The following is a 26,843-nucleotide window of genomic DNA, read 5'->3' as shown; positions in this document are numbered from 1 at the left end:
GTTCGATAGAGATGTCGGCAAGGGCATGCGGGGGGACCGATCCGAAAACGAACGCCACCGAGATCTACACTGATACATTCGTCGGCAGCGTCAGATGTGTATAAGAGACAGGTTCCGGGCCCGGCCCATTGATGCTGTTGCCGACCTAGACGGCCCAGCGCGCCCCGGAGGTGTGCAGCTTGCCGTACATGTGACTGATGTTCGTCACCGTCAGGCCGGCATCCGGGTTCAGCGCATGGACCACCTGCCAGTTGCCGATGTAGACCGCCACGTGCCAGATGGCATTGGGTTCTCCCCAGAACACCAAGTCGCCGGGCTGCAACTGCGAGAGCGGAACCTTGTAGGGTGCCTGGTCGAGCTGGGCCTGTGCGGTCCGCGGGAGCCACCGGCCCGCGCTGCCGAACGCCGCCTGCGTCAGTCCCGAGCAGTCATAGCCCAACGGGCCGACGCCGCCCCAATCGTAGAAAGTCTTCTTGTTGGATTCCTTCGCCCTTGCGAAGCTGATGGCCGCGTTGGCGATGCCGCCGTTTACCGAAGGAGCACCGACAACCGGCGGAGGCGTCACGACCTCGGGTTCCGGTTCCGGCTTCGGCTTGGGCTTTTCCGGCGGCGGCGTTGGCCTCGCTGGCGGGGTGGCGGGCTTGGTGGGAGCAGGCGTCGACGGCGGCGTGCTGGGCTTGGGAGCGGGCGCCGAAGGCCTGGACGGTTCCGGCGTCGAGGGGGTTGCCGGTCTCGACGTCGTCGGGGGTGAGGGGCGCGACGGCGTGACGTCGTCACTGGCCGGCGCCACGGTGGAACCTTGTGCGGTCGAGTTGCTGCTGGAAGGCCGCTGCGCCGCGGCGGCCTCTTGGGCTGACTGCTCAACCAGGGCCTGAAGCTGGCGGTCCTGCTCGGCCTTCTCCAAGGCGGCGATGCGGGAGTCCTCTTCGCTGGTGCTGGTCCCTCTGAGCTCGGCGAGATGTACCAGGAGCGTCTGGCGCTGTTCCTCGTAACGGATCACTTGCTGTTCCTGGGCGGCGCTGGCGGCCTTGGCGTCCGTCTCGGCGGCTTCCGCTGCGACCGCGGCGTCCTTGGCAGCCTCATCTGCCTGCGCGACATAAAGCTCCCAGGCGGCCCACAGCTGCGCGGCCTGCTGGGATTCGGTGAGGGTCTGCGAGCGGTTGGCGGTCAGCGCATCCAGAGTGGAAGCCTTGTACAGCACATCGCTGGTGTCCTTGCTGTCCAGCAGTGCGCTCAACGCGGGGTTGACGCCGCCGTTCCGGTACAGCTCGCCGGCCAGCTGGCCCACTTGGTTCTTGACCGACTCGAAGTATTCGGCGGCCTCCGAGGCCTTGGCCTTGGCGTCATCGAGCTCTGCGGTCCGCTCTTGCTGCTTCAGCAGCGACTCGCTGTAGGTGTTCTGCAAACGCATCGAATCGAACTCGGCGTTGGCCAGGTTCCCCGAGGCTTCCTGCAGCTGTTCTTCGATCCGGTCTACCAGCGCCTGGGTGGCGGCTGCATCGCCCTTGGCGTCGTCGATCTCGTCGTTGGAGGGGAGGTTCGGCGCGGCCGGCAGCGTGATCCGTACTGACGTCACCTGCGGCAATTGTCCGGCTGGAGCGGCGACGGCCGGCGCCAGGGCCGGAACGCAGACGAGTAGGGCGGTAGCCGAGAAGAGCGCGACGGCGCGCATCGGCGTCGTCGATCGATGCGGGGCAGGACGCCCCGAGGGAAGCAGCCTCATCCGAACGGGTCCTTAATACGAGCGCAGTGAACGTACGCGCCCTTTCGGGACGGCCGGCCTTGGGGCCGAGAGCGGTCAATGTGCGAACGGGTGGCACCCCAACTAGACCGAACTGCATTCACACAGCACGTTGAGAATATGCACCTTCGGTCACTTAAGCAACATTCGCCTCACGAGTAACATAAACAACATCAGTGTCATTTCCGCGGTTTTGAGCTGGAGCGGCGTGTCGCCGGTGAGCCTGGCCCCGAAGCCCGCGCCACATTGACGGCGTAGGCCGCGGGACTTTCCGCATCTGCGTCGACGTGTCGCCAGCGCGTCGCGCCTGCGTCACTTGTCCGGCCGCATCTGCGTCGACGTGGCGCCGGCGGACGGCCATGGTCTTGGGGCTGCTCGGGCCAGCAGCCGCAGGCTGAGCAGGGGGAGGCGGAAAAGCTGGGCGGTTAGCCCCAGCCCAGCTCGTGCAGGCGGTCGTCGTCGATGCCGAAATGATGGGCGACCTCGTGGATCACCGTCACCAGGATTTCGTGGACTATTTCTTCCCGGGAGGAGCACATCCGCAGGGTCGGCCCGCGGAAAACCACAATCCGGTCGGGCATGGACCCCGCACCCCACCAGTGGTCCCTCTCGGTGAGCGGCGTGCCTTCGTAGATGCCCAGCAGCTCCGTGGCCGGATCCTCCCACGGCTTGGGAACGTATTCCTCTTCGACGAAGATGCCGACGTTGCTCATTTCGCGCACGATATCTTCCGGAATCTGATCGATCGCGTCGTTGACCGCGTCCTCGAATTCCGGCAGGGACATCTCCATCGGCATGCAATCGACTTTACCCGCGGGGCGCCACGGCAGGGCCGGCCGGGCCGCCCCGCGCGAGGCAGGAAGGCCGGTTTTGGTTTTTCCCGAAGCAGGCCCTATAGTTTTATAGGTCCACAGCGGGGAAACGAATCCCAAGTGGTCCTGGCCCCCATCGTCTAGCGGCCTAGGACACCGCCCTTTCACGGCGGCGGCACGGGTTCGAATCCCGTTGGGGGTACGCGAGGCATCATGAATGGCAGCCGCTGAAGTGGTCAGAACCGCTTCAAAAGGCTGGTAGGATTGAGTCTCGTAAAAAATGCAAGGCCCTGTAGCGCAGTTGGTTAGCGCGCCGCCCTGTCACGGCGGAGGTCGCGGGTTCAAGTCCCGTCAGGGTCGCTTTGGTTTCCGGAGCGATTTCGGAACGCCATCGGTGATCATCGAGAGATGTTGCCAGGCTCTGTAGCTCAGTTGGTAGAGCGTTCGACTGAAAATCGAAAGGTCACCGGATCGACGCCGGTCGGAGCCACCAGCAAAACTAAATGAAAAACCCCGGAACTCGCCGAGTGCCGGGGTTTTTTCTTTGCCGTCTCTCCGCGGAAATATAGGCAGAGTGTGCCACACTGCCTCGTGGTGGGCCGCAGCAAGTGAGCGGCAGAGACCGGTGTATTCGCGTGGACGCTTTAGTCCTTGAGGAGCCGGTTCACCGCGTCGATGTTCGCCCGGGTGTACCTGAGCCGCTTTTCTCGCTTCGGTCGTTTTGCCAGTGCCTTGCCGATGAAGCAAACCAACAGGGACGTGAACGCCCACTGCCAGCGAAACTCGGCGATCCAGATCGCTGCCAGCGCACAGCCGGCGGCGAGGGCCAGGATCAACTGCCCGAACGTTCTCATGACTTGCCTCCCGATATTCCGCGAGGGCGGGATAGTCGCCGTCCTTGGCTCCGATTGTGCCTGCTGGGTCTGTCAGGAACCATCCACGGCCACCACTGTCCACAACAGGCTCAGTGCGGGAACATAGGCACATGAGCGAAACGGCATTCACCCTTGTGGGGGGCCCGACGGCCTTGCTTGAGTACGGCGGCTGGACCTTCCTGACCGACCCAACCTTCGATGACCCCGGGCAGTACCAGGGGGCGGCCGGAACCCTGGTCAAGACGTCCGGGCCAGCCATCCGGGTCGTCGACCTGCCGGCAGTGGACGTGATCCTGCTCTCGCATGACCAGCACGCCGACAACCTTGACACATCCGGCCGGCGGTTGGTGGAAGGCGGCGGCGCCAAGGTCCTCGGCACGCTGGAGACCGCGGACCGGATTGCAACGGTCACCGGCGTGGCTCCGTGGGAGCGGTCGGTGTTCGAGGCTCCGGACAAGGCCACCGTCACCGTCACCGCCGTCCCGGCGCAGCACGGACCGGAAGGATGTGAGCCGGTGACCGGTACGGTAACGGGCTTCGTCCTCACAGGATCCGACCTCCCGACCGTCTATGTGAGCGGAGACAACGCTTCGCTGGAGGTGGTCGGCGCCGTTGCCAAACGGTTCGCACCGATCGGTCTTGCGGTTCTCTTCGCCGGCGCTGCGCGGGTGGGCCTCTTCGACAACGCCGCGTTGACGCTGACTGCCCAAGACGCGGCTGAAGCGGCCCGCGTCTTGGAAGCGGCCGCCGTCATGCCGGTCCATGCGGAAGGCTGGCAGCATTTCAGCGAGGGGCACGGCGAACTTCGCACCGAGTTTACTGCCGCCGGTCTCGAGGGCCTGCTCCGGATCCCCACCCCGGGAGAAAAGCTGTCCCTCTAGACAAGGGGGCGCCGGCCGCGCCGCGCCGGGATTCAGTTCGCAGTTCATCATGCATTCGCCCGGTCTTCCCCGCGGCGATTCCCCCGCCGCTACAGTGGGCTGATGCCGAACCTTGCCTTCGAGGCCTCCGGGCCCGAGTCCGCCGAAACCATCATCTTCCTGCACGGGGCGGGCTGGCCGGGCATCACCTGGCACCAGCAAATGAAGCACTTCTCCACGTCCTACCGCTGCCTAGCCGCGGACCTGCCGGGCCATGGCGCCAGCAGCGGCGTTGGCTGGGAGGATCTAGACACGACCGCCAAACTGGTCGCCGAACTGATTGAGTCCGTCTCGGACCAGCCGGTCCACTTGGTTGGCCTCTCGATGGGCGGGGACGTTGGGCTGCGGCTGCTGGCACAACGCCCGGAACTGGTGCGGACCGCCCTGCTGACCGGGGTCCTGGTGCTCCCGGTGCCGCGGTGGATGCTGAAGGCGCAGCTTGCCCTCGCGGGCCTGACCAAGAACCGCTTCCTGTGGCGGGCCTCGGCCAAGTACCTGCGGCTCGGGCCGGAGCAGATAGCCGAGTACCTGGCGCGGAACCAGCCGCTGGACCCGCAGCAATATCGCGCGATCATCTCGGAGATCTTCGTCGGCACCAATGTCGAGGGCCTCGACCAAGCCGCCTGCCCGGTGCTCGTCACCGCCGGAGAAAAAGAACCGCGGCAGGCTCGCGAGTCAGTCTCCGTGCTGGCCGGGTTGATGCCGGACGCCCGCGGCGGGCTGGCGCCGAAGTCCCCGCACGAGTGGCCGATGAACCGTCCCGAACTCTTCAACCGGACGCTGGAGGATTGGCTGGCGGATCAGGCCGTGCTTCCCCGGACGCTGCTTCCGGTCTGACCTGCCCGAAGCCCCGGCACCGGCTGGCGGCCGGGGCTTCGCACCCGCTTTGCGCCCGACACAGCCCGTTCCCAGCCTCCATTCAGGATTACCGGCATACCATGGATGGGTATTCCGAGTGCCGCCTGCACCTGATGAGGCACTGACCGGGGACGATGGGAGCGAGGAGCGTAGTGCAGGCCCTTCTGAAGATTGCAGCCAGCGGCATGGTAACGGCCGTCATGCTGACATCGTGCAGCAGCGCTGACTCTGCAAGGGAAACAACGACGCCGGTGCCCGCCCCCTCTGCGCCGACCGCGGTACCGACTGCCCCTGCCGAACCACTCGCTTCACCTGGGCCGGCCGAAAGTCAACCTGCCCCGGCATCGCCCAGCCCAACACCGTCGTCGGGCTCCACCGACGCCAAGGGTGACGGCGGAGCAGACAAAGGCGCCCACGTGTGGGGCCGTTACGGAGATCGAGCCGACGCCTGCGCAGCGGTGGCCGCCAACGTGGCCTCGCTCCTGCTGGTCCCGCTGGGCTTCATGACCGGAGTGAAGGACTCCGACCTGAAGTCCTTACAGGTTGAACTGGACGAATTCAGCCGCAAGGTGCCGCCCGAGCTCACCGATGATCTGGACCGCGTCGAGCGGCTGCTGAAGAAGTCAGCACCTGACCGCGACTTCGACGTCGCCGCGTTCGCTGAAGCGCTTCAGCCGGTGCAGGACTGGCTGGCCGAACACTGCGGGGAATGAGGCGTTAGGCTTGCCCTGAGAGTCAGCACAGCGCCAGGGAGAACAGATGCACAGCGAGGATCGGCTGCCCGCCCCATCCGTCGGAGATGCTCCGGGGCAAGTCCCCGTCTCCGCACCTGCCGTCACCCCTGCGGGCGGTACGGAACTGCCGGACCTGCAGGTGCCGGAACAGGCCGAGCTTGACCCGGCTCTGCTCCCCGACTCGGCTTTGGTGGTCCCGGCTGCTCCGGGCCGCACTACCATTTCCGAAGCCGCGGTGGCCAAGGTGGCGGCGGTTGCCGCCCGCTCCGTTCCCGGGGTCTATGCACTGGGCAGCGGCACCGCGCGCGCCCTGAGCGCGCTGCGCGACGTGGTGGGTGGCAGCGACGCAGGCCAGGGCGTGAACGTGGAGGTCGGTCAGACGCAGGTAGCCGTGGACATCAATCTGGTGGCCGTCTACGGTAAGCCGCTGCACGAGCTGGCGAGCAGCGTGCGCGCGGCGGTGTACACCGCCGTCGAGCAATTGGTGGGGCTGGACGTGGTCGAAGTGAACGTGGAAATCAACGACGTGCACGTGCCTGGGCTGGACCCCAAGGCGCCGGCGGAGAAGCCGGTCCGCCAGGTGGCCCAGTAACAGGATGCGCGGATCGGTAGGAGGGGCAAGGATGAGCTACACGGTGGTCGGCATGGCCGTCGGCGCGGTTCTGGCGTGGGCCGCACTGGTGTTCCACTTCTGGGGATTCCTGCTGATGGCGGTGTTTCTCTTGGTGGGAGCGCTGCTGGGCCGTGCCGCGGAAGGAAAACTCGACTGGCGCAGCATCCGCGATGCATTGACCGGACGACGCTCGTCTTCATGACGGACCGCGCCGTGCCCGCCGAGAAACTGCCTCCCCGCCCGGCCAGACCAGCGCCGTTTGACCGCCCGAACGGAGAACCTTCGGCGCCAGAACCCGCAGGGCCACCCGCGGAGAGCTACGCCGGACACACCCGGGTCAGCACACAGGCCCTGACCAGCACCGCCCAGGGCGCCGCGGCGCGGGTGCTGGGAATCTCGCCGGGGCTGGTCCGCGCCACGTGGAGTGATGACGCCGGTTCGCTCGCCCTGTCCCTGGCGCTTCCCGTCGGCATCCCCTCGCTGAACCGGGTGCTGCTCGACCCCCAGTTGGTGGCCGGTTTCGGCGGTTCGGTCTGGGACCGGGCACACGCCGCCAAGGGGGCAATCCTGGCGGAGGTCTCGCGGATCAGCGGTTCGCAGCTGAGCCGGGTGGACATTCGGGTCACCGGCATCCGCGTGCAGGAAGGGGGGCGGGTCCGGTGAGCCACACCGAAGTTGAACGCGACCGTCCGGCCAGCGAGCATCTGGCCGATGAGCGCCTGGCCAACCGGGAACTGCGCAGTTCCCGCGCCACGGCGTCGGTGATTGCCGCCGTCCTCATTGCTCTGGCCGGGCTGTACCTGCTGCTCGAAGCCGCCTTGAAGGCGATAGGGCAGCCGTCCTGGCTGGCCGATCCGGAAGAGATGGCAGGCTGGCTGAACCAACTGCCGGGCAATGTGGCACCAGCCGTCCTGGCTGCGTCCGGGGCGCTGATCCTGCTGCTGGGGCTCTTCTTTTTCCTGCAGGGGGTGCTGCCGGGGCATCTGCACCGCCATCGCATCCCCGGACGCCGGGGCGTGGTGGTGGTGGACGATGAAGTGCTCGCTTCCTCGCTGGCGCGCCGGGCGCGCACCGAGGCGCAGGTGACGCGCGAGCAGGTGCTGGTGGTGGTCTCGCGTAGCTTGGTGGACGTCCGGCTGCGGCCCACGTCCGGCATCCCGGTGAACGCCGATGCCATCCAGTTGGCGGTGGAGGACGAAGTCCGCCGGGCGCGGATCAGTCCGGTCCCGCAGGTGCGCGTCTTCGTCTCCAGCTCCGGGGTGGTGGGACAGTGAACCAGACCCCCAGGACCCTGAACCGGGTCCTGATCACCCTCCTCGGCCTGCTCCTGATGCTGGCCGGCGGCACCGCCCTGGCGCTGGCACTGGTTCCGGCGCTCGCGGGATGGTGGCATGCCGTGACGGCACAGGCCGGCGCCAACCTGCAGACGGTGCTGGACGCCACCACTTTGCCCGGCCAGCGGGACAGCTGGCTCTGGATCGTCGCATCCCTGGTGCTGCTCCTGCTGGTGCTGCTGATGATCGCGTGGGTCGCGCAGCAGGGCAAGGGCCGCACCGGCACCATTGCTGCCGATTTCGACGGCGACGGCGCGCCCGGCGCTGTCCAGCTCAGTTCCGGCGTGGCCGAGCAGGCGCTGCGGGCCGCCCTGCTGGAACGCGACAGCATCCTGCACGCAACAGTTACCGCCTACGACTATGACGGCGGCGGAGCCCTGCGCATCCGGGTGGTGCCCCGACTGGGTGTATCCCCGCAAACAGTGGCCGACGACGTCTCCGATCTGGTGGAAGCGCTGGACCTCGCCCTTGGCATGAGCTTCCCGGTGGTGATCCACCTGGTGGCCGGCGCCCGCTCGCGGCTGGTCCGCGCGGACCGCGTCCGCTGACCACTCTCAGGTGAACCGGCGGGGACGGGGCTAGCGCCCGGTGGCCAGCCAGACGGCGGCGTTTGGTGCCAGCGAGCCGCTGTCGGCGGTTCGGTCCGTCGACGCAACGAGCGCCGAAGCGCCCGCGGGCAACCGGATCGCTGAGCTGCCCAGATTGGCCAGCACCTGAACCGTGCCGTTCCGATAGCTCAAGACGCCGGATGCCGGATCGTGCTCCGCCGCCCACTCGAAGTCGCCTTGGCCCAGCTTCCGCTCGGCCCGCAGGCCCAGCGCCGCCCGATACAGCTCGTAGCTGGAACCGGGCACACCCAGCTGCCGGTCCACCGCGTAGCGGGCGAACCCCTCCGGCTGCGGCAGCCACGGTTCATGCTGCGTGGAGCCCCAGCCGAACCCATGCGCTTCCGCCCGCCAGGGAAGCGGAACGCGGCAGCCATCGCGGCCGCGTTCTTCGCCGCCGGTGCGGAAGAACGCCGGATCCTGGCGCACCTCGGCCGGCAGGGTGGTGTGCTCCGGCAGGCCCAGCTCATCGCCTTGGTAAACGTACGCGGAGCCTGGCAGCGCCAGCATGACCAGCGCGGCGGCACGGCCGCGGGCATAACCGAGTTCCTCGTCGGGCTGTTCGTCCTCCGGGCCGATGCCCTTGGGGAACGTAGTGGGGTCGGTCAGTCCGTAGCGTGAACTGTGCCGGACCGTGTCGTGGTTGGACAGCACCCACGTGCTCGGCGCGCCCACAGCAGCCGCCGCAGCCAGCGAGTCATCAATGCTGCGGGCCAAGCGCTGGGCATCCCAGCCGGCCAGCAGGAAGTCGAAGTTAAAGGCCTGCTGCATTTCGTCCGACCGGACGTAGGCAAAGAGCCGCTCGGCCGGCTCCACCCAGGCTTCCGCCACCAGCATGCGGTCGCCGTCGTACTCCGCCAAGACCTTGTGCCATTCCCGGTAGATCTCGTGCACGCCTTCCTGGTCGAAGTAGGGTGGCGTGTCCGGGTGCACGGTCGCTTCCTCCGGGTCGGCTGCCTGCTGCAGCGCCGCGTCCTGGATGCTCTCGGCCGGTTCCAGCACCTGCTCCCGGGCGGGGCGGGCATCGGGGGCCGGCGATGCGCCGGCCGGCTGGCCGACGGCAACCCCGTCGTCGTCGATCAGTGCGTCTTCGCCGGGCAGCCGCTCGTTGCCGGCCACCATCGAGGTCTTCGCAGCCCAGTCCGGGAGGCCGTCGGCCTTGACCAGCCCGTGGGCCACGTCAATCCGGAAGCCGTCCACGCCGCGGTCCAGCCAGAATCTCAGGACGGAGACCATCTCCGCCTGGACTTCCGGGTTCTCCCAGTTCAGGTCCGGCTGCGTGGAGTCGAACAGATGCAGGTACCACTGGCCCGGCGCGCCGTCGGGGCCGGTGGCCCGGGTCCAGGCGTTGCCGCCGAACACGGACTGCCAGTTGTTGGGCGGCTCGGCTCCGTCCGGGCCTTTACCATCGCGGAACATGTAGCGGGCGCGTTCGGGCGAACCCGGGGCAGCAGCCAGGGCGCTGACGAACCACTCGTGCCGGTCGGAAGTGTGGTTGGGAACCAGGTCGACGATCACCCGCATACCGAGTTCGTGTGTGCGTGCCAGCAGGGAGTCGAAGTCTTCCAGCGTGCCGAAGAGCGGATCGACGTCGCGGTAGTCGGCCACGTCGTAGCCCGCGTCGTTCTGCGGGGAGACGTAAAAGGGCGAGAGCCAGATGGCGTCCACGCCCAGGTTTTTCAGGTAGGGGACCTTGGCGCTGATGCCCGCCAGGTCGCCCATGCCGTCGCCGTTGTTGTCCGCAAACGAGCGCGGATAGATCTGGTAGATGACGGCGTCGCGCCACCACGGTACGGATGCTGCAGCCATTAACACTCCTCGGCTCGCGGGTCAGGACCACTTCCAGCCTAATGATCTTCGCGACCGAGCAGGCAGCCGCGGTCGCCCGGCGGCCGGCAATGCGGTCTAGATCACGATTCGATATCGAACCGGCCAGCTTGCAAAAATGTGTCTTGCCGCACACTTAGTAAGCGTTTACGTTACCAGTTACCAGATTGGTACTTGGGTGGCTTCCTTCTGACCTATCAGCGTCTGCGCGGCCACCGGACAAAGGAGTCACATCATGCACATTGCACGCTCCAGAAAGGCCATCCTGCCGTTGGCCGCGCTCAGCGCCATGGCACTGACACTCTCCGCCTGCGGGGGAAGCACGGAAGAGCCCAGCGGGTCCGAAGCGGCCGCCGACTGTGCCGCCTACGAGTCCTACGGCACCTTTGACGGTGCCGAGGTCAGCGTCTACTCGACCATCACGGATACCGAGCAGGACAAGCTGGAGCAGTCCTGGGTGGACTTTGAGCAGTGCACCGGGATCGACGTGGTGTACGAGGGATCCAACGAATTCGAGACGCAACTCCAAGTCCGCGCCCAGGCCGGCAACCCGCCGGACGTGGCGATCATCCCGCAGCCCGGCCTACTGGCCGCGCAGGCACGCGCCGGAAACCTCAAGCCTGCACCGCAGGAAGTCTCCGACCTGGTGGACGAGAACTGGTCCGCGGACTGGAAGGCCTACGGCACGATCGACGGCACCTTCTACGCCGCTCCGATGCTGGCCAGCGTCAAGGGCTACATCTGGTACCAGCCGTCCACCTTCAAGGACAAGGGCTGGGAGGTCCCGCAAACGTGGGACGAGATGATGACGCTGACCAAGACCATCGCGGACGAGGGCACCATGAAGCCCTGGTGCGCCGGCTTTGAATCTGGCGACGCGACCGGCTGGGCCGGCACCGACTGGATCGAGGACGCCTTGCTCCGCCAGGCCGGTCCGGAGGTCTACGACCAATGGGTCAACCACGACATCCCGTTCAACGATCCGAAGGTGGCCGACGCGTTTGATGCGGTGGGCGACATCCTGAAGACCGAGGACTACGTCAACGGCGGCATCGGGGACGTCCGCTCCATCATCTCCACCTCGGTGGACGACGGCGGCATGCCGGTGATCGACGGCAGTTGCGCCATGCACCACCAGGCCACCTTCCAGGCGGCCAACTGGCCTGAGGGCACCAACGTGGCCGAGGACGGCGACGTCTGGGCCTTCATCACCCCGGGCCAGGAAGCCGGCGCCAGCGCCATCACCGGCGGCGGCGAGTTCGTGGCTGCCTACACCGAAAGCGAAGAGGTTTCGGCCTACCTGCAGTTCATGGCCTCACCTGAGTTCGCCAACAACCGGGTGGAGCAGGGCGCCGCAATCAGCGCCAACAAGGGCCTTGACCCGGCGCTGGCCGCCAGTGACCTGGACCGCCAGTCCATCGAACTGCTGCAGTCGGAGGACACCACCTTTCGCTTCGACGGTTCGGACCTGATGCCCGGTGCGGTGGGCGCCAACTCCTTCTGGAGCGGCGTTGTGGAATGGATCAACGGCAAGTCCACCAAGGAAGTGGTCGACTCGATCGAAGCCAGCTGGCCTTCGGACTAGCCGCTCCGTAGCCCGGCCGTGCCGCCTGTGACCACTGCAGGCGGCACGGCCGGCGCGACAGTTCCCTTCCACGCACCAAGGAGGTAAGTGCCATGGAAGACGTTGGCGAAAAGCTTGTGCAGGTAGTGATCGCGCTGGCAATCTTTGCCGCGATCATCGCCCTGATCATGCTGTTGGTGGACCGGGCCCCGAAGACGTTCCGCGATAAGGCGACGATCATCGGATTCCTGGCCCCCGCCGTCGTGCTGCTGGCCATCGGGCTGATTTGGCCGGCCATCCAGACCACCTACCTGGCGTTCACGGACCGCAACGGAACGCCCAACGGCTTGGACAACTTCGTCTGGATGTTTACCCAGCCCGAAGCCCTGGTCACGCTGAGGAACACGCTGCTGTGGGTTGTGCTGGTGCCGCTGATGTCCACCGGTATTGGGCTGGCCTATGCCGTATTCATCGACCGCGCCCGCGGCGAGAAGGCGCTGAAGGCCCTGGTCTTCATGCCGATGGCCATTTCCTTTGTCGGCGCTGGCGTGATCTGGAAGTTCATGTACACCTATCGCGGGGCCGAACGCGAGCAGATCGGCCTGATGAACCAGATCCTGGTGTGGTTCGGCGGCGAACCTAAGCAGTTCCTGCTGGACGCGCCGGAAAACACCTTCTTCCTGATTGCCGTGATGGTCTGGATCCAGACCGGTTTCGCCATGGTCATTCTCTCCGCGGCGATCAAGGGCATTCCCACCGAAATTGTGGAGGCGGCCCGGCTGGACGGGGCCAGCGCCAGGCAACAGTTCTTTTCCATCACCATCCCGTCCATCCGCGGGGCACTGATCGTGGTGGTCACCACGATCACCATCGGCACGCTGAAGGTCTTCGACATTGTCCGGACCATGACCGGGGGCAACTTCGAGACCTCGGTGGTGGCCAACGAGATGTATACCCAGGCGTTCCGCGCCAGCGAACCGGGACGTGGCGCCGCACTGGCGCTGATCCTGTTCCTGATGGTGCTCCCGATCGTGCTGTACAACGCCCGGCAGCTGAAGAAGCAGAGGGAAATCCGATGAGCGCAACGCCCGCCATCCCGGCCGCTCCCGAGGCGGCCGTGGCCAAAGCTGCTGAACCGCAGGTCCCGATCGCCCGGCGGGTCAAAAAGCGCCTCACCTCGCGCGGCGCCACCGCGGCTGCCATCATCATTGCCGTCATCTGGACGGTGCCCACCTTCGGCCTGTTCGTCTCCTCGCTTCGGCCCGAAGACAACATTCAGGCCAACGGCTGGTGGAACGTGCTGGGCGACCTGGAGTTCACCTCCGAGAACTACACCGAGGTCCTGGCGTCCGGGGGTGGCTCCGCGTCCAACCTGGGCCAGTACTTCATCAACTCTCTGGCGATCGTCATCCCTGCCACCATCATTCCGTTGGTGATCGCCTCCATGGCGGCCTATGTTTTCGCCTGGGGCCGCTTCCGCGGCAAGGACACGCTCTTCATCTTCATCTTCGCGCTGCAGATTGTGCCGCTGCAGATGGCGCTGATCCCGCTGCTCTCGCTGTTCATCAACCTCAAGATCGGCGAGTTCCAGCTGCTGCCGTCCGGCACCTACGCCCAGCTCTGGATAGCGCACAGCATCTTCGCGCTGCCGCTGGCCATCTTCCTGCTGCACAACTTCATCTCCGAGATCCCCGGCGAAGTCATTGAGGCGGCACGGGTGGACGGCGCGGGTCACGCAACCATCTTCTGGCGGATCGTCCTGCCACTGTCCGTGCCGGCGATCGCCGCCTTCGGCATCTTCCAGTTCCTCTGGGTCTGGAACGACCTACTGGTGGCACTGGTGTTCTCCGGCGGCACCGCTGACGTCGCGCCGATCACGCAGCGGCTCGCGGAGCTGACCGGTACCCGCGGCGACGAGTGGCACCGCCTGACGGCAGGGGCGTTTGTCTCCATCATCGTGCCGCTGGCGGTGTTCTTCGGCCTGCAGCGCTACTTTGTCCGAGGCCTGCTGGCGGGTGGCCTCAAGGGGTGAGGGCGCCGTGACCGGGATCGACGACGTCGCCCGGGCCGCCGGAGTCTCGACGGCTACGGTGTCGCGTGCCCTCCGCGGGCTGGCCGGGGTTTCCGCGGTCACCCGCGAGCGGGTGCTGCAGACGGCCGAGTCGCTGGGCTACGAGCCGTCGTCGTCGGCAGCCCACTTGGCGTCCGGCCGCACTATGGCTATGGGCGTGCTGCTGCCGATGATCGAGCGCTGGTACTTCGCGTCCGCACTGGAAGGCGTGGACCGGGCGCTGCGGGCTGCGGGCTACGACCTGATCGTGTTCAGCCTGGGCGGCACCGGCACCAACCGCGAACGCGTGTTCCACCGTTCCATGTTGCGCAAGCGGATCGATGCGCTGTTGGTGATGTGCATGCAGCTGACGCCGGACGAGCTGGCCGACCTGCAGGCGTTGGAGTATCCCAATGTGATTGTGGGCGGCCACGTGGACGGGCTGCGCAGCGTCAGCGTGGACGACGCCGCCGCGGCCACCGACGCGGTGGAATACCTCATCTCGCTCGGTCACACCAGGATTGCCCACCTGCAGGGCGGCGGCGCCTACGGCATCGACTTTAACGTGCCGCGCCGGCGCGAGCAGGCCTTCCGGGACACGATGGCCCGGCACGGACTTCCGGTCCGGCCGGAATGGCAGGCCATCGGGGACTTCCGGTTCGCGGGCGGCAAGATTGCCGCTGGCCAACTGCTGGATGCTCCGGGAGAGCGGCCGACGGCGATCTTCGCCTCCGCGGACGAGATGGCCTTCGGCGCGCTGCTGGCCGCGCACGAACGAGGGCTTCGGGTGCCCGAGGACCTCTCCGTAGTGGGGATTGACGACCACGAGTTCGCCGAACCGATGGGCCTGACCACCGTCCGGCAGCGGCCAGACGAGCAGGGGGCCTACGCCGCGGAGCTGCTGCTGGCTGAACTGCAGGGCAAGGCACGCGTGGACGTGCCACGGATCCAGCCGCACGAGCTGGTGGTCCGCGCATCAACCGGCCCACCGCCGTCGTAAATTTGGCCCGTAGGGTGCGGTGCGGGCGCAACGCGCGGCGGTGGGCTGCAGCGGTCAGGGCCTACCTCGGTTGTGGGCTGACGGTCAGGAGGCGCGGGCCAGCTGGCGGATCTTGATCCAGCGGCCGGCCAGGCGGCGGTAGGCGGCAGCGGCGCCGGTCATGTCCCCGTCGGCGAGGGATTCGATGCCGGCGTGCACGTCCGACGGCGATTCGTCCGGGTAGACCAGCTCGGCCACGCGGCCGTAGTCCAGCTCCACGATGGCATCGGCTGTGAAGGTCTCCAGCCATTCGATCAGCTCAGTCAGTTCTTCCAGCAGATCCAGCCCCGGGGCCGCCACGGCCAGTGATGCCGCCGCGTAACGGGCGCGGTCAATGCACTGAGGAACCGGGGCTGCCAAGCGGACGGTCTGCAACGTGTGGTCCGTTTCCACCCTTTCGGTGTGGTCGTCCTCTCGGAACAGCACAAACCAGCCGAACGGGATGCCCCAGGTGGAACTGCGCGTATGCAGCTTGGCCAGCGATTCCACAAAGTTGTCCGGATCCAACCGCGACTGCTGGGCGTCGCGGGCGGCCTCCGGCACCAGCAGCCCCAGCAGCGGATCCCGCAGGCTGCTGGAGAGCGATTCGGCGGCCAAGGTGCTGCGGACGGCCAGCTGGTTGGGGCAGTAGCGCGGGGCGGTGATGCCGTCCGTCGTCGGGTAATGCAATACCCGGATCAGGTCCTCACTGGTATGCGGGAAAGGGTCGGACACCGTGCGCGTGATCCGGCGCAGCGAGTCACCGCGGTCCAGGTTTTCCGTCACGTCCCGCCCGCGGCCGCGCTGGCTCATGATGAGCAGCTGCTGGTCGTCGTCGAACACATCGAGTGGTTCGAAGACCCGCAGGTAGGAGACGTACGGAAACTTCATCTCAATCCAGCTCCGCAATGACGGGTGCGTGATCCGAGGCGCCCTTGCCCTTGCGCTCTTCCCGGTCGATCATGGCGCCGCTGACCCGGGCGGCCAGCGCCGGTGAGGCCAGGATGAAGTCGATGCGCATGCCTTCCTTCTTCGGGAAGCGCAGCTGGGTGTAGTCCCAGTAGGTGTAGACGCCGGGACCGGGCGTGTGCGGTCGGACCACGTCCACGAATCCGGCCTCTTCGAAGGCACGGAACGCGGAGCGCTCCGGCTCGGTGATGTGCGTGGCGTTTTGGGCGCGGAACCATTCGATGTCCCAGACGTCGTCGTCCGTGGGGGCGATGTTCCAGTCGCCCATCAGGGCGAGGTTCAGCGAGGGGTCGGCCTGGACCCAGCTGGCGGCTTCTTCTTTCAGGACCTTCAGCCAGTTCAGCTTGTAGGGCATGTGGGGATCGTCGACTGCCCGGCCGTTGGGAACGTACAGGCTCCAGACCCGCACCCCGCCGCAGGTTGCCCCGATGGCGCGGGCCTCGGCCGCGGTGATCTCCTCGGTCTTGCCGAAGTGCGGCTGACCGGGAAAGGTGCGTTCCACGTCATCCAGGCCAACGCGGGAGGCGATCGCCACGCCGTTCCACTGGTTCAGGCCGAAGTGCGCCACTTCGTAGCCGTTCTTCTCGAACAGGTCCCAGGGGAAGTTCTCATCCTTGGCCTTGGTCTCCTGGATGGCCAGGACATCCACGTCGGAGCGCTGCAGCCAGGCCTCAACGCGGTCGGCTCGGGCACGGATCGAGTTCACATTCCAGGTAGCAATCTTCACAACAGCTACGTTACCCAAACGGCGCATGCTGCGCTTCTCGTCCGGGCGAAACGGGGAGCGCTGAGCTGAAACGGGCGGCCGGTGGCGTAACGGGCCGTCGGTGGCGAAACGGGTAGCGCGGAGCTGAACAGGCAGCCCGGGTGGTGGAACTACGCAGAGGACAATGTGGCATTCGTGGGCCGGGGGTATGTTGGAGGTATGTTCGCCGATAAGCCGCAGACTCTCGCAGATCCGAACGAACAGCAGCAGAGGAAAGCCATGCTGCAAACCGAGCCGGCCATCCAAGAACTTGAAGAATGGCGGGAAGAATTCGCTAAGACACGGACAGAGCCCGTACCGCATTTTGACCCGGCGGATGCCGGTTCGGCGGCACGGGTACTCTTCTTGCTCGACAGCCCCGGAAGCAACACCGTTACCGCCGAGGGGCTGGGATTCGTCTCAGTGGACAACCCGGACCAGGCCGCCGAGCGGTGCTGGAACGAACGGAACGACGCGGAGCTTCACGACGGAATCCTGCAATGGAACACCGTGCCATTCTTCCTGGACGGCGCCGAGCCGACACCGGTTCAGACCATCGCAGGGGTCAAGGCGCTCAAGTCGGTCCTGAGGCTGCTGCCCCGCCTCGAAGTAGTCGTGCTCTGCGGGACATTCACCAAGACTCAGTGGACCAAGCACATGGGTGCGTTCACCCGGCCGACGGTCATCAAGGCACCCAGTCCCGGCGGCAAGGCCCTGATCAGCAAGAAAAACCAGGAAGACTTCCGTAAGGCAGTGAGGCGGGCGAAAGGCTTGGTCGGCTGAACGTCAGCTCTGCCACCACTTGTCCAGGATGGACACCGGGGTGGTGCGCTTGTGCCTGGTCATCAGGTAGCGCTGCTCGATCTTCTCGGCGACCTCATCCGGAATCGTGCCGCCCTCGAGGTATTCGTCGATGTGGTCGTAGCTGATGCCCAGCTCGTCTTCGTCCGTGCGGCCCGGCTTGTCATCCAGCAGGTCGGCCGTCGGCACCTTGTGCGCCACTTGGTCGCTGGCGCCGAGGTGTTCCAGAAGTTGGCGGTTCTGCCGCTTGTTCAGCCCAAAGAGCGGAAGAACGTCGGCCGCGCCGTCGCCGAACTTGGTGAAGAAGCCCGTCACCGACTCTGCGCCGTGATCCGTGCCCAGCACCAAGTAATTGTGCTGCCCGGCCAGCGCGTACTGGGCCATCATTCGGGCGCGGGCCTTGATGTTGCCCTTATTGAAGTCGGTGATCTCTTCGCCGGTGGTCGCCGTGAACTCGGACTGGAAACCGTCAACCGCCGACTTGATGTTGAACGTCCATGACGCCGTCGGCTTGATGAAGTCCATCGCGGCCTGGGCGTCGTCCTCGTCATGCTGGACGCCGTAAGGCAGGCGCACGGCCACGAACGTGGCGTCCACGCCCTCGGCCTTGAGCTCATCCACGGCCAGTTGGGCGAGCTTGCCAGCAAGGCTGGAGTCCACCCCGCCGCTGATGCCCAGCACAAAGCCCTTGGTCCGGCTGGCCTTGAGGTAGTCCTTGAGGAAACCGACGCGCCGTGCGACTTCCTGTGCCGGGTCTATGGAGGGCTGGACACCGAGTTCGTCAATAATCGTGGCCTGAAGTTCACGCATGACCACAGCCTACTGGAGGACTCCGGCCGGGTGTCCACGTTTTGGCGGCCGCCCGAGCATCGTCGCAGGTCAGGGGCTCGCGCCGCGTCAAAACGTGGACAGTTGTGGCTGAACGTGGACAGTTAGGGCAGGGGAACCCGACCGGCCGACCGGCACCGGGCGCCGGACTCGAGGCCCCGGACCCGACGCCCGCCCCTACTGCTGGAACGCGGCGTCGAACGACACCGACGGCGGCTCGAAGTCGAACCGCTTCAGGAACTCCAGCGCTTCCGGCGCACCCTGCAGCCGGTCCATCCCGGCGTCCTCCCACTCCACCGAGATCGGCCCGTCATACCCGATCGCCGCCAACGCGCGGAAGCTGGCCTCCCACGGCACGTCTCCGCGCCCAGTGGAGACGAAGTCCCAGCCGCGCCGCGGGTCGCCCCACGGCAGGTGCGAGCCCAGCCGGGTGTTGCGCCCGGTGATCCGCAGCTTCGTGTCCTTGCAGTCCACGTGGTAGATCCGGTCCTTGAAATCCCAGATCAGCGACACCGGATCAATGTCCTGCCACATCATGTGGCTCGGATCCCAGTTGATTCCGAACGCCTCGCGGTGCCCCACGGCTTCCAGCGCCCGCACCGTGGACCAGTAGTCGTACGCGATCTCGGACGGGTGGATCTCGTGCGCGAACCTCACGCCGCATTCGTCGAACACATCCAGGATGGGGTTCCACCGGTCGGCGAAGTCCCGGTAGCCCGCGTCGATCACATGCGCCGGCACCGGCGGGAACATCGCCACGTACTGCCAGATCGAGGACCCGGTGAACCCCACCACGGTCTTCACCCCGAGCCGCTGCGCCAGCCGCGCGGTATGCATCATCTCCTCGGCCGCCCGCGTCCGCACGCCCTCCGGATCGCCGTCGCCCCAGACGCGCTCGCCGACGATCGCCTGGTGCCGGAAGTCGATCGGGTCGTCGCAGACCGCCTGGCCCTTCAGATGGTTGGAGATGGCCCATACCTTCAGCCCGTGGCGCTCCAAAATGCCCAGCCGGTCAGCGATGTAGTCGTCGTCGTCCCAGCGCCAGGCGTCCAGATGGTCGCCGGACACCGCGATCTCCAGGCCGTCGTAGTCCCAGCCTGCGGCGAGTTCCGCCACCTTCTCGAAGGGCAGGTCCGCCCACTGGCCGGTGAACAGGGTGAAGTTACGAGGCATCGGTTGCTCCTGTCGCTGAAAGGTCGTGGCGGCTGCCCGGTTCGGCCAGAACGACGGCGGCGCCCTCCTGGGCGGCGCTGCGCACCATCGCGTCCAGCACCTTTTGCACCGCCAGGCCGTCCTCGAAGCCGGGACTGGGCGCCGAGCCGGCGGCCACCGCGGCCAGAAAATCGGCGGCTTGGCTGGTGAACGTGTGGTCCCAGCCGAGCACGTGCCCGGGCGGCCACCAGGCCTGCAGGTAAGGGTGCGACTGCTCGGTCACCAGGATCCTGGCCGCACCTGCCAGCCCTGGCGGCGCACCGGCGTCGTAATAGTGGAGCTCATTGAGCCGCTCCAGGTCGAAACTGAGGTGCCCGCCCGAGCCGTAGACCTCGATCCGCAGCGCGTTCTTGCGGCCGGTGGCCATCCGCGTGACTTCCAGGCTGGCCACCGCGCCGGTATCCAGCCGCAGCGTGGCCCACGCGGCGTCGTCCACAGTCACCGGTTCCGGCCCGTCCGGGCCCTGCCGGGTGTCCACGAAGGTGTTGAGCGTGGCGGACACGGACGTGACCCGCGCGCCGAGCAGGAAGTGGAGCTGGTCCACCGCATGCGAGGCTAGGTCGCCGAGCGCACCGGAGCCGGCCGTCTCCCGGCGCAGCCGCCAGGTCATCGGTGCGGCAGCGTCGGCCAGCCAGTCCTGCAGGTAGGCGATCCGCACCTGCCGCACGGTGCCGATCCTGCCCTCCGCGATGAGCTGCCGGGCCAGGGCCAGCGCCGGAACCCGCCGGTAGTTGAAGCCGACCATCGCGTGCACGCCGGCGGCCCGGGCGGTGCGGGCGGCGGCCGCCATCAGCTCCGCCTCCGCCACCGAGTTGGCCAGCGGCTTCTCCACGATCACGTGCTTGCCGGCCTCCAGCGCGGCCACGGCCAGCTCGGCATGCAAGTGTCCCGGGGTGCAGATGTCCACGATCTGCACGTCGTCGCGGGCGAGGACGGCTCGCCAATCGGTGGATCCCTCGGCCCAGCCGTACCGGGCGGCGTCCGCGGCCACGCCGTGCGGATCCCGGCCGGCCAGCACGCGCTGCGCAACCGCGGGTCCACCGGGATAGAAGGCGGAGACGTTGCGCCAGGCATTCGAGTGCGCCTTGCCCATGAAGGCGTGCCCCAGCACTGCCACGCCCAGCGTCGGCGCGTCCGGATTGGCGGTCATCGTCTTCTCCTTCGTGCTCGGCGGTCTGTACTGCGGCCCGGTCTGTACTGCTGCCTCGGTCTGTGCTGGGGCGGATTCTGCGGCGCCCTCCGGCCGGCGCCGGCGCGGTTAGAGGCTCCGGAGGAACGCCAGCCCGTCCTCGGCCAGCCGGTCCTGGCTCGGTGCCAGCGGCCGCCAGATCGAGGCGGCCGTGGCGATGGCGGCGTTGTCAGCGGTGAAGCTCTCGATGTTCAGCGGGCCGGCGTAGCCCACGTCGTCCAGCGCCGCCATCAGCGCCGGCCAGTCGGTCTGGTCGCCGCCCGGGGCTCCGCGGTCGTTGCCGCAGACCTGCAGGTGGATAAGGTGTTCGCCGGCGGCGCGGATGGCCGCGGAACTCGAACGTTCTTCGATGTTCAGGTGGTAGCTGTCCAGCGCCAGCCCCACCCCGTGTCCGAGCAGCGGTTCCAGCGCCTCAAGAGCCTGCTCCACGGTGTTGATCAGAGAGGTCTCGTACCGATTGAGCGGCTCAATCCCCAGCACGACGCCGACCGCTTCGGCTCGGGCGGCCAGCGGCGCCAGATTCTCGCGCAGCTGGCTGTACGCCTCGGTCCGGTCGCTGGCGCCCATCCGCCAAACCCGGCCCGTGCCCGCGTAGAACGGGCCGCACACCGCCGGGGCGCCGAGCTCGTGCGCCAGGTCGATGCAGGCGGACAGATAGTCCTGGGTGGCCTGCACTGACTCGGCGTCGGCCAGGACCAGATCGCGGCCCGGTGCCATGGCGCCCACCAGGTAGGGCTTCAACCCGGTGGCCGCGAGGGCGTCCCGGGCGGTGCCGGCGGTGAAATCGCCGGGGTTCTCCAGCGGCAGTTCCACCGCGTCGAACCCCATCCCGGCGATCTTGGCCAGCAGCTGCGGAAGCACGTCGTCGGTCAGCGGGGACTGCCACACCCAGGTGTTGACCCCGATCGGCCGGTCCATCGTGTACCTCCCTCAACTGCCGCCCTTGTCGTGCGCGAACTGCCGCCCTCGTCGTGCGCGAACTGCCGCTGGCGCGCGTGCGCCATCCGCCGAACACGGGTCCGGGCGGGAACAACGTGTCCGGCCGGGCCCCCACACCCGGCCGGACACGCCTGTCTTACGGAATCTGGCGCTTCTGCCAGACCTCCGGATAGCCCGGCAGGTCCTCGCCGCCGAACTTCGCATAGTGGCCGTCCGGCATGCCTTCATTGCGCTTCAGCCAGTCGTCCAGTTCCTCGGCCGGGATCGGCTTCTGCGGCAGCACCCACTCGGCCGGGATCTCCTCGCCGGCGAAGATCTTCTGCACCGCCAGCAGCGGCGTGCGCCACTGGAAGTTGGAGTACACCGGGGCGATCGCGTCGATGCCGGTATCCTTCCACTTGCGCAGGAAGCTCAGCTCGTCCTCGCCGGTCATCACCGGCAGGTCCTTGCCCGCATCCTCGAACGCCTCGATCGCCGCCACCGCGCCGTCTCCGGCGTCCATCCACACACCCTGCACGTCGCCCTTGGCGAGTTCATCGGAGATGATCTTCTTGATCTCGGTCGGGTCCGCACCGGTGAAGTGGTCGGTGGCCTCGATGCCCTTCTCCTTGAAGATCTTCTCGGCCGCGGCCCAGCGCTGCTCCAGCACGTCCACACCGGGCAGGATGCGCAGCGCCACCACCTTGTCCCCGGACTGGAGCTTGCTGGTGAGGAAGTTTGCGCTGTCGATGCCCCAGGCGAAGCCGCCGATCGGGTGGATGAAGGTGGTGGCACAGTCGGTTTCCACGCCGCGGTCGAAGACCACCACCGGCTTGCCGGTATCACAGGCACGCTCCACAGCCGGCGTCAGCGCCGCCGTCGCGTTCGGTGAGATCACGAAGACGTCGCACTTGCCTTCGCTGATGAAGTAGTCGATGTCGGCAATCTGCGTGTTGGAGTCGTCCTGAGCATCGCGGGTCTCCATCTCGGAGATTACGCCCTCATCCTGCAGCACCTTGAGCTGCTGGTTCATGGTGATCCAGCCGGTCTGCCGCCACGGGTTGGAGATGGACGCGTTAGCGAAGCAGACCTTCTTGGCGCCCTTGGAGGCGAAGTCCGCGGTGTCGGTCATGTCGCCGGCGATGTACTGCAGCCACGGCTGTTCCGGATCGCCCTCAAAATCGGCGGTGCGCTGTTCGAATTGTTCGTCATAGAGCGCCTGGCTGAACCACTCCTGGGCGGCCTCGGTGGTCTCCGCCGGAGCTGATGCGGCGGGGCTGCCGGTATCCTCCGTGATCGACTGATCGGTGGTGCATGCCGTCATGGCCAGTAACGAGGCGGTCGCTGTGAGCGCGACCGCGGTACTTAGACGTTTCCTCGTCATGTCAGTTCCCTCCCTTGTCGGTGCCCTCAGCGGGCTCTGGTGCCGCAGTGATGCGTTGTTGTTCGGATTGCGCTGCCGCAGAGCCCCCGCGGCGCTTGCGTTGCCAGGACTGCGCGGCGGCAGCCACGGCGACGATGATGATGACGCCCTGAACGGTGTTCCGCCAGGTGGACGCCACGCCCATGAAGTTCAGCAGCGTGAACAGGGCTTCCAGGGCGAAGGCGCCGGCCGCGGCCGAAAGCACCCAGCCTCGTCCGCCGCCCAGCACCACCCCTCCCAGTACGACGGCGGTGATCGCCGTAAACTCGTAGCCTCGCCCCACGGAAGGGTGGACTCCGGCGTAGCCGACCAGCAGGATTCCGGCGACGGTGGCGGCGAGCGAGGAGAGCATGAAGGCGCGCGTGCGCACCCACCAGACCCGAGCGCCGGTCAGTGCGGCGGCGACGTCGTTGTCGCCGACGGCCAGCAGTGTGCGGCCGTAGGGCCGGCGCATCAGCCAGAAGGCCAGCACTGCCGCCACCGTCAGGATCAGCACCGGATAGGGGATGATCCCGAGCACCGGGACGTCTTCGATGCCGCCGCGGCCGATCTGGCGGAAACTGTCCGCCGGATTGCCTTGGGCGGCGCCGCCGGTCCAGTACAGCACCAGGCCCAACAGTGCCAGCATCATGCCCAGCGTGACGATGAAGCTGGGCACCCTCAGCAACGTGGTGACCAAGCCGTTGATCAAGCCGATCAGCGCGCCGAGGACGAACATCAGCAGCAGCACCGGGACGACTTTGGAATCGTCGTCGCCAATCAAGTTGCCCGCCACGATCACCTGCATGGTGACCACCGAGCCCATGGACAGATCGAATTCGCCGGAGACGATCACGAAGTACTGTCCGATCGCCGCAATCGCAATCGGGGCGGTGCGTCCGATGAAGCGGATGAAGGATTCGGGCTCACCGAACGACGGGCTCCAGATGATGATGGCCACCAGCAGGACGAACAGCAGGACGAAGACGCCGCCGCCGGGCGTCCGCAGGCTGCGGAGGAAACGTTCGCCGCGGCTGGCCCGGTTCTGCTGCAGGACGGCGCGGCCGGCTTCCGGATCCAGGATCGTGCTCATGGCTGTATCTCCTGCTGGTGCCCGCCGTGCCCGAAGCGCGGGGGCCGGGTGACGACGGTGCGGCGGGCATAGACGGCGACGGCGACCACGATCACCACGCCCCGGACCACGTCCTTCATAAACGGGTTGATCTGCAGCACGGACATGATGTTGTCCAGCATCGCGAAGATCAACACGCCGCCTAGCGTGCCGAGGACCGAACCCTTGCCGCCGGCCAGCAGGGTTCCGCCCAGCACGACGGCGGCGATCGACAGCAGATCGTAGCCGCCTTGCGAGCCGACCGTTGGGCTGCCGACGCCCAGCCGGCTGGCCAGCAACAGACCGGCCATGCCAGCCAAGACCGAGCAGGTGACGTGCGCCGTGATCACGGCGCCTGGGACCCGGACGCCGGACATGCGGGCCACGTCCCGGTCGCCGCCCACTGCATAGATGTGGTGGCCGATCCGCGTGCGGTGCAGCATCAGCAGCACCAGCGCGGCGCAGGCAAGCATGATCAGCGTGGAGATCGGCACCGGACCCAATCCAGTGGCGCCGATCAGCCGGAAGGAGAACGGAGCCTGGCCGAAACTGCCCTTGAAGTTCGTGGCCAGGTAGCCGCTGATAATCAGGCCCATGCCCAGCGTGGCTATGAAGCCGTGCACCTTGAGGCCTGCGACTATCAGCCCGTTGGCCAGGCCGATCACCGCCGAGACCCCGAGTGTCAGGGCCACGGCGGCCGGCACGTTCCCGCTCTGGTTGGCCATGACGCCGGCACCGATCAGGCTGGCCAGGCTGGTCACATAAGAGACGGAAAGATCGAGGCTGCCGACCAGGATCACCAGGGTTTGGCCGATGGCGATGAAGCCCAGCACGCTGGTGCCGGTCAGGATGGCGGAGATGTTGCCTGGACTGAAGAAGCTGCGGCCGGTGGTGGCCACCAGGATGCTGCCGGCGATCAGGACCAGCAGTGCCACCAGATAGACGATCTGGGTTGAGCTCAGCCTGGCGAAAAAACTGCCGGCCTGTGCTGATGGTTTGGCCCGGGGTGCTGAGCGCGTCGTTGTCATGCCGTCCCTCCGGTCGTGCTGCCGTCCTCCGGCGCCGTGCCGGGAACCCTGGCGCCGGTGGCCAGCCGCAGGATTTCCTCTTCGGTGGCACCGGCGGGGAGCTCACCGGCGAGTTGCCCGTCGCGCATCACCAGGATCCGGTCGGACATGCCGATCACCTCCGGCAGCTCGCTGGAAACCATCAGTACGCCCTTCCCCTCGGCTGCAAGCTGGCGCATCAGCCGGTATACCGCCACCTTGGCGCCGACGTCGATGCCCCGGGTTGGTTCGTCCAGCAGCACGATGCGCGGGGAGACGGCCAGCCACTTGGCCAGCACGATCTTCTGCTGGTTGCCGCCGGAGAGGTACTGCACTTCCTGGTCCAGATCCCGGGCGACCACCTCCAAGGCGCTGAACGAACCGGCGACTTCGCGGCGCACGGTAGGGGTGCGGCCGGGGAACACGGCGCGAACCACGCCCAGCGCGTTGTCCAGCAGCGACTGGTTCAGGCTCAGGCCCTGCGCCTTGCGGTCCTCGGTGATCAGCGCGATCCCGTGCCGCACCGCCTGGCGCGGAGAGTGCGGACGGACCGGCCGGCCGTTCAGCTGCATGGTGCCGCGGTTGAACGGTGCGGCGCCGAAGACCGCGTGCAGCAATTCCGTGCGGCCGGATCCCTGGAGTCCGGCGACACCGACGATCTCGCCCGGCATCAGCTTCAGGCCGATGCTGTCCAGTTGGTCATTGCCGGCGCCGTCCAGTTCCAGTAACGGTGTGGAGGCGGTGGCCTCGCGAGGAGTGGCCGCCTGGCTTTCGGTCGGCTGGATTCCCGCCGCCGGCTCGGCCGGGAGCTTGTCCGGGAAGTAGGCGGAGATGGGCCGGCCCACCATCATCCGCACCAGCGAAGCGTCGTCGAGCTCGGCGGCGGGTTTGGTGTCCACGATCCGCCCGTCCTTGAGCACGGTGATGGTCTGGCAGAGATCGAAGATTTCTCGCAGACGGTGCGAGACGTAGAGGATTCCGGTCCCGCGTTCGGCCAGCCGCTGCACAATGCCGTAGAGCAGGGAGACTTCCGGGCCGGACAAGGCGGCGGTCGGTTCATCCATGGAGATGATCCGCGCGTCATAGCTGACCGCCTTGGCAATCTCCACAATTTGTTGCTCGGCCACGGACAGCGACCGTGCCAGCGAGGTGGGACGGATGAACCCGATGCCGAGAGACTCCAACAGGTCTGCGGTGGCGGCGTTCATCTTCGCCCTGCTGACCAGCAGGCCCTTGCGGGGTTCGCGGCCCAGATAAATGTTCTCGGCCACCGTGCGGTCGGGCAGCAGGTTGAATTCCTGAAACACGGTGGACAGGCCGGCTTCGTGTGCCTGAGTGGGATGGCTGAACTGCACGCTCTGGCCGCGCAGCAGCACCGTTCCGGAGTCCCGCTGGTAAACCCCAGCCAGGATCTTCATCAGGGTGGACTTTCCGGCGCCGTTTTCCCCCACGACGCCGTGAACCTCGCCCGGGTGCAGCGTCAGCGACGCATCCTGCAACACCGGGTTGCCAAAGAAACTCTTCGTCAGCCCGCGCACTTCAAGCACAGGCTGATCCCGCTTTTGACCGTTTTCGGCCGCATCGCTGCTGACAATACCCTCCACGCCCCCTACTGTGGCACGCCTCACATACTTTTGTCGATAGTCAAACAAAAGTTGTCAAAAGTTCTTT

27 protein-coding genes and 3 tRNA genes are annotated in these 26,843 nt (G+C 66.9%); 16 read left to right on the top strand and 14 right to left on the bottom strand.

Annotated elements, in window-relative coordinates; genetic code table 11:
- Window positions 1–145 precede the first annotated feature (145 nt).
- Together ACWF5H_RS00240 and ACWF5H_RS00235 are read right to left on the bottom strand one after the other, a co-directional pair.
- Window positions 146–1,723, bottom strand: a complete 1,578-nt coding sequence (locus ACWF5H_RS00240) for a C40 family peptidase (protein ID WP_452034102.1) — start codon at window positions 1,721–1,723, stop codon at window positions 146–148.
- A gap of 443 nt (window positions 1,724–2,166) precedes the next feature.
- Window positions 2,167–2,538 (bottom strand): metallopeptidase family protein, encoded by a 372-nt coding sequence (locus ACWF5H_RS00235; RefSeq protein WP_364652207.1) that lies wholly within the window; start codon window positions 2,536–2,538, stop codon window positions 2,167–2,169.
- 144 nt (window positions 2,539–2,682) lie between these two features.
- Between ACWF5H_RS00235 and ACWF5H_RS00230 the strand changes: the two genes are divergently transcribed.
- From ACWF5H_RS00230 to ACWF5H_RS00220, 3 genes are all read left to right on the top strand, one after another.
- A tRNA-Glu gene (locus tag ACWF5H_RS00230) sits at window positions 2,683–2,755 on the top strand.
- Window positions 2,756–2,839: 84 nt separating this feature from the next.
- Window positions 2,840–2,913 (top strand) — tRNA-Asp (locus tag ACWF5H_RS00225).
- Window positions 2,914–2,970: 57 nt separating this feature from the next.
- Window positions 2,971–3,046 (top strand) — tRNA-Phe (locus ACWF5H_RS00220).
- A gap of 151 nt (window positions 3,047–3,197) precedes the next feature.
- Here ACWF5H_RS00220 and ACWF5H_RS00215 read toward each other — a convergent pair.
- Window positions 3,198–3,407: a hypothetical protein gene (locus ACWF5H_RS00215; RefSeq protein ID WP_452034100.1), complete on the bottom strand. Its 210-nt coding sequence runs from the start codon at window positions 3,405–3,407 to the stop codon at window positions 3,198–3,200.
- Between the two features lie 131 nt (window positions 3,408–3,538).
- Between ACWF5H_RS00215 and ACWF5H_RS00210 the strand changes: the two genes are divergently transcribed.
- From ACWF5H_RS00210 to ACWF5H_RS00175, 8 genes are all read left to right on the top strand, one after another.
- Window positions 3,539–4,309 (top strand): MBL fold metallo-hydrolase, encoded by a 771-nt coding sequence (locus ACWF5H_RS00210; RefSeq protein ID WP_452034099.1) that lies wholly within the window; start codon window positions 3,539–3,541, stop codon window positions 4,307–4,309.
- Between the two features lie 102 nt (window positions 4,310–4,411).
- Window positions 4,412–5,185 (top strand): alpha/beta fold hydrolase, encoded by a 774-nt coding sequence (locus ACWF5H_RS00205; RefSeq protein WP_452034097.1) that lies wholly within the window; start codon window positions 4,412–4,414, stop codon window positions 5,183–5,185.
- A 437-nt stretch (window positions 5,186–5,622) separates the two neighbouring features.
- Window positions 5,623–5,919 (top strand): hypothetical protein, encoded by a 297-nt coding sequence (locus tag ACWF5H_RS00200; RefSeq protein WP_364652211.1) that lies wholly within the window; start codon window positions 5,623–5,625, stop codon window positions 5,917–5,919.
- A 46-nt stretch (window positions 5,920–5,965) separates the two neighbouring features.
- Window positions 5,966–6,532 (top strand): Asp23/Gls24 family envelope stress response protein, encoded by a 567-nt coding sequence (locus ACWF5H_RS00195; protein ID WP_452034095.1) that lies wholly within the window; start codon window positions 5,966–5,968, stop codon window positions 6,530–6,532.
- A gap of 31 nt (window positions 6,533–6,563) precedes the next feature.
- A complete protein-coding gene (locus tag ACWF5H_RS00190) occupies window positions 6,564–6,755 on the top strand; it encodes a DUF2273 domain-containing protein (protein ID WP_136785653.1) in 192 nt (63 codons plus the stop codon).
- On the top strand, window positions 6,752–7,216 hold the full coding sequence (locus ACWF5H_RS00185) for a hypothetical protein (RefSeq protein ID WP_452034094.1): 465 nt from the start codon (window positions 6,752–6,754) through the stop codon (window positions 7,214–7,216). Before ACWF5H_RS00190 ends, ACWF5H_RS00185 begins: the two co-directional genes overlap by 4 nt.
- A complete protein-coding gene (locus ACWF5H_RS00180; RefSeq protein WP_452034093.1) occupies window positions 7,213–7,827 on the top strand; it encodes a hypothetical protein in 615 nt (204 codons plus the stop codon). The genes ACWF5H_RS00185 and ACWF5H_RS00180 overlap by 4 nt, the downstream gene beginning before the upstream one ends.
- The gene (locus tag ACWF5H_RS00175; RefSeq protein WP_452034092.1) at window positions 7,824–8,435 is read left to right on the top strand and encodes a hypothetical protein; all 612 of its coding nucleotides are present in this window, start codon (window positions 7,824–7,826) and stop codon (window positions 8,433–8,435) included. Before ACWF5H_RS00180 ends, ACWF5H_RS00175 begins: the two co-directional genes overlap by 4 nt.
- Window positions 8,436–8,465: 30 nt before the next feature.
- On the opposite strand, the gene ACWF5H_RS00170 is transcribed toward ACWF5H_RS00175, so the two are convergent.
- Window positions 8,466–10,301 carry a glycoside hydrolase family 13 protein gene (locus ACWF5H_RS00170; protein WP_452034091.1) on the bottom strand — a complete coding sequence of 612 codons (1,836 nt, stop codon included), beginning with the start codon at window positions 10,299–10,301 and terminating at the stop codon, window positions 8,466–8,468.
- Between the two features lie 253 nt (window positions 10,302–10,554).
- On the opposite strand from ACWF5H_RS00170, the gene ACWF5H_RS00165 reads away from it, so the two are divergent.
- From ACWF5H_RS00165 to ACWF5H_RS00150, 4 genes are all read left to right on the top strand, one after another.
- Entirely contained in the window at window positions 10,555–11,904 is a 1,350-nt protein-coding gene (locus ACWF5H_RS00165) for an ABC transporter substrate-binding protein (protein WP_452034089.1), read from the top strand.
- Window positions 11,905–11,996: 92 nt separating this feature from the next.
- Complete coding sequence (locus tag ACWF5H_RS00160) at window positions 11,997–12,962, top strand: carbohydrate ABC transporter permease (protein WP_452034087.1); 966 nt, start codon at window positions 11,997–11,999, stop codon at window positions 12,960–12,962.
- Window positions 12,959–13,915: a carbohydrate ABC transporter permease gene (locus tag ACWF5H_RS00155; RefSeq protein WP_452034086.1), complete on the top strand. Its 957-nt coding sequence runs from the start codon at window positions 12,959–12,961 to the stop codon at window positions 13,913–13,915. Before ACWF5H_RS00160 ends, ACWF5H_RS00155 begins: the two co-directional genes overlap by 4 nt.
- A 7-nt stretch (window positions 13,916–13,922) precedes the next feature.
- Window positions 13,923–14,933, top strand: coding sequence for a LacI family DNA-binding transcriptional regulator (locus tag ACWF5H_RS00150; protein ID WP_452034085.1), 1,011 nt, complete (start codon window positions 13,923–13,925; stop codon window positions 14,931–14,933).
- Between the two features lie 84 nt (window positions 14,934–15,017).
- On the opposite strand, the gene ACWF5H_RS00145 is transcribed toward ACWF5H_RS00150, so the two are convergent.
- Together ACWF5H_RS00145 and ACWF5H_RS00140 are read right to left on the bottom strand one after the other, a co-directional pair.
- A complete protein-coding gene (locus ACWF5H_RS00145; protein WP_364652220.1) occupies window positions 15,018–15,842 on the bottom strand; it encodes a hypothetical protein in 825 nt (274 codons plus the stop codon).
- A gap of 1 nt (window position 15,843) precedes the next feature.
- On the bottom strand, window positions 15,844–16,647 hold the full coding sequence (locus tag ACWF5H_RS00140) for an exodeoxyribonuclease III (protein ID WP_452034084.1): 804 nt from the start codon (window positions 16,645–16,647) through the stop codon (window positions 15,844–15,846).
- A gap of 198 nt (window positions 16,648–16,845) precedes the next feature.
- Between ACWF5H_RS00140 and ACWF5H_RS00135 the strand changes: the two genes are divergently transcribed.
- Window positions 16,846–17,448, top strand: coding sequence for a uracil-DNA glycosylase family protein (locus tag ACWF5H_RS00135; RefSeq protein ID WP_364652222.1), 603 nt, complete (start codon window positions 16,846–16,848; stop codon window positions 17,446–17,448).
- A 3-nt stretch (window positions 17,449–17,451) separates the two neighbouring features.
- Here the strand turns inward: ACWF5H_RS00135 and nadE are convergent, their stop codons facing one another.
- The 8 genes from nadE to ACWF5H_RS00095 form a co-directional block, all read right to left on the bottom strand.
- A complete protein-coding gene (gene nadE, locus ACWF5H_RS00130; protein WP_452034082.1) occupies window positions 17,452–18,276 on the bottom strand; it encodes an ammonia-dependent NAD(+) synthetase in 825 nt (274 codons plus the stop codon).
- 195 nt (window positions 18,277–18,471) lie between these two features.
- Window positions 18,472–19,467: a sugar phosphate isomerase/epimerase family protein gene (locus ACWF5H_RS00125; RefSeq protein WP_452034081.1), complete on the bottom strand. Its 996-nt coding sequence runs from the start codon at window positions 19,465–19,467 to the stop codon at window positions 18,472–18,474.
- Window positions 19,457–20,656, bottom strand: a complete 1,200-nt coding sequence (locus ACWF5H_RS00120; RefSeq protein WP_452034079.1) for a Gfo/Idh/MocA family protein — start codon at window positions 20,654–20,656, stop codon at window positions 19,457–19,459. The genes ACWF5H_RS00125 and ACWF5H_RS00120 overlap by 11 nt, the downstream gene beginning before the upstream one ends.
- A 108-nt stretch (window positions 20,657–20,764) precedes the next feature.
- A complete protein-coding gene (locus ACWF5H_RS00115; RefSeq protein ID WP_452034077.1) occupies window positions 20,765–21,613 on the bottom strand; it encodes a sugar phosphate isomerase/epimerase family protein in 849 nt (282 codons plus the stop codon).
- 157 nt (window positions 21,614–21,770) lie between these two features.
- Window positions 21,771–22,997 carry a substrate-binding domain-containing protein gene (locus tag ACWF5H_RS00110; RefSeq protein WP_452034075.1) on the bottom strand — a complete coding sequence of 409 codons (1,227 nt, stop codon included), beginning with the start codon at window positions 22,995–22,997 and terminating at the stop codon, window positions 21,771–21,773.
- A gap of 1 nt (window position 22,998) precedes the next feature.
- Window positions 22,999–24,108, bottom strand: coding sequence for an ABC transporter permease (locus tag ACWF5H_RS00105; RefSeq protein WP_452034074.1), 1,110 nt, complete (start codon window positions 24,106–24,108; stop codon window positions 22,999–23,001).
- Window positions 24,105–25,154, bottom strand: coding sequence for an ABC transporter permease (locus ACWF5H_RS00100; RefSeq protein ID WP_452034073.1), 1,050 nt, complete (start codon window positions 25,152–25,154; stop codon window positions 24,105–24,107). The genes ACWF5H_RS00105 and ACWF5H_RS00100 overlap by 4 nt, the downstream gene beginning before the upstream one ends.
- Window positions 25,151–26,719: a sugar ABC transporter ATP-binding protein gene (locus ACWF5H_RS00095; protein WP_452034072.1), complete on the bottom strand. Its 1,569-nt coding sequence runs from the start codon at window positions 26,717–26,719 to the stop codon at window positions 25,151–25,153. The genes ACWF5H_RS00100 and ACWF5H_RS00095 overlap by 4 nt, the downstream gene beginning before the upstream one ends.
- Between the last annotated feature and the right edge of the window lie 124 nt (window positions 26,720–26,843).

Source organism: Arthrobacter sp. NPDC055138 (assembly GCF_053607305.1).
Note: the sequence above shows the minus strand (reverse complement) of the source record. Positions and strands in the feature narration are given on the sequence as shown.